We start from the raw sequence: 1,327 nt of genomic DNA, 5'->3' as shown, positions 1-1,327 counted from the left end.
CTCAAAAGAGGACACCCTGTATAGTCCGCATACATAGGTAACACATGTGTCCATATACATGGGTTACACTTTTAGGCTCCAGTATGAGACGCTGCCATTGGTAACGTCTCTTACATCAAACTGCCCGAGCCGGTAAAAGCTAAAGTACACATCGAAGATTCCGTCGTCAATTTCGTTAATGCCTATTGGCTCTCCGTCGAGCAGGTGTGAGACGTATAGCTGCCCGCCATTCCAATACACAATACCGGGGCCTCGAACTTTTCGTACTTCGAAATAGCTGGGATATTCAACAGGGTCTGAGGGCTCTCGGTACTCGCGCGCGGCAGGGAGATATACTTCAGAAGGCGTTTTCATATCTAAGGATTCATGGGGCCGCTCTTTATTGTAGAGGCGTTTAAAGCCATTGAAGCGCTTTTGCTGATCTTCGAAGGTTTCAGAGGGTGGTTGAGTGGCATCCTGCTTTAAAGTGCGGTGCATACGCTCGTGCTTTCCGTTTTGCTGCGGCCTGCCTGGCTGTATACGCTCTGGAATGACGCCGAGTTTGATCCACCAGACCGATAGCTGTGAAAGGCCTGCAGTCGCCTTGCTGGCGAAAGGGGTGCCGTTGTCGCTACGAATGCGCTCAGGTAAACCATATTCATTAAATAGGCGCCTAAAGCTCTTCATCGTGTTGGCGGTAGTAATATCCTCCTGAGACTCGCATCCGAGCAGGAAGCGGCTGAACTGATCCATTAGCGTTAATGGGTAACACCATTGTCCGCCGGATAATCGAAATTGGCCTTTAAAGTCTGTTGTTCAGAGTTGGTTAGGTTCGGTTGCCTCATCTAGGGGCGAGCAGTCCCGGGGAACACGGCGGGGCACCTGGCGCTTTTTTGTCAGCCCTTCAGAAGCTAACACCTTGTTTATCGTGGATATAGCTGGCGGCGATATATCGGGGAATTGTGCTTTCAGACGCACCTGAATCTTCTTGGCGCCTAATGTGAGCCGCGTGTTCTGCCTTAGATCCACAATGGCTTTACGAATGGCACGTGGAATAACAAATGGGTGAGAATAGGGCTTACGACTCTGATTCCAAAGGCCTTTTATGCCCTGCTCATTGTATCGATCAACCCATTTGTAGCCTGTCTTTCGGCTGATTCCGTAGGCTCGACAAAGCTGAGTGAAATTGTATCGACGCTGTAAGTAGTCGGCAATAAATGTAAGTTTCTGGTTCATAGGCGTTGTCTCTTTCCAAGGCATAGGCACCTCCACATGGCAGTGCCTATCAGTTTAAAAACTGTTACCTATGTATGTAGACAAAGGTGTAACCTATGAATGGGTACGTACA

Annotated in this window: 2 protein-coding genes and 1 pseudogene; all 3 read right to left on the bottom strand. The window is 49.1% G+C overall.

Annotated elements, in window-relative coordinates:
• Positions 1-63: 63 nt before the first annotated feature.
• Positions 64-354: a hypothetical protein gene (locus tag QWI16_RS18800; RefSeq protein ID WP_502552978.1), complete on the bottom strand. Its 291-nt coding sequence runs from the start codon at positions 352-354 to the stop codon at positions 64-66.
• Positions 355-780, bottom strand: a pseudogene (locus QWI16_RS18795) (integrase core domain-containing protein); the annotation flags it as partial.
• A 15-nt stretch (positions 781-795) separates the two neighbouring features.
• Entirely contained in the window at positions 796-1,215 is a 420-nt protein-coding gene (locus QWI16_RS00300; protein ID WP_302710718.1) for a helix-turn-helix domain-containing protein, read from the bottom strand.
• Positions 1,216-1,327 lie beyond the last annotated feature (112 nt).

Origin of the sequence: Gilvimarinus algae (genome assembly GCF_030518215.1) — a bacterium.
Lineage (GTDB): Bacteria > Pseudomonadota > Gammaproteobacteria > Pseudomonadales > Cellvibrionaceae > Gilvimarinus > Gilvimarinus algae.
This window is presented reverse-complemented; position numbering and strand designations above follow the sequence as displayed.

Bases quoted from the DNA above. Each gene is read 5' to 3' on its own strand.
- QWI16_RS18800 (WP_502552978.1), bottom strand. From the start codon at position 354: ATGAAAACGCCTTCTGAAGTATATCTCCCTGCCGCGCGCGAGTACCGA.
- QWI16_RS00300 (WP_302710718.1), bottom strand. From the start codon at position 1,215: ATGAACCAGAAACTTACATTTATTGCCGACTACTTACAGCGTCGATAC.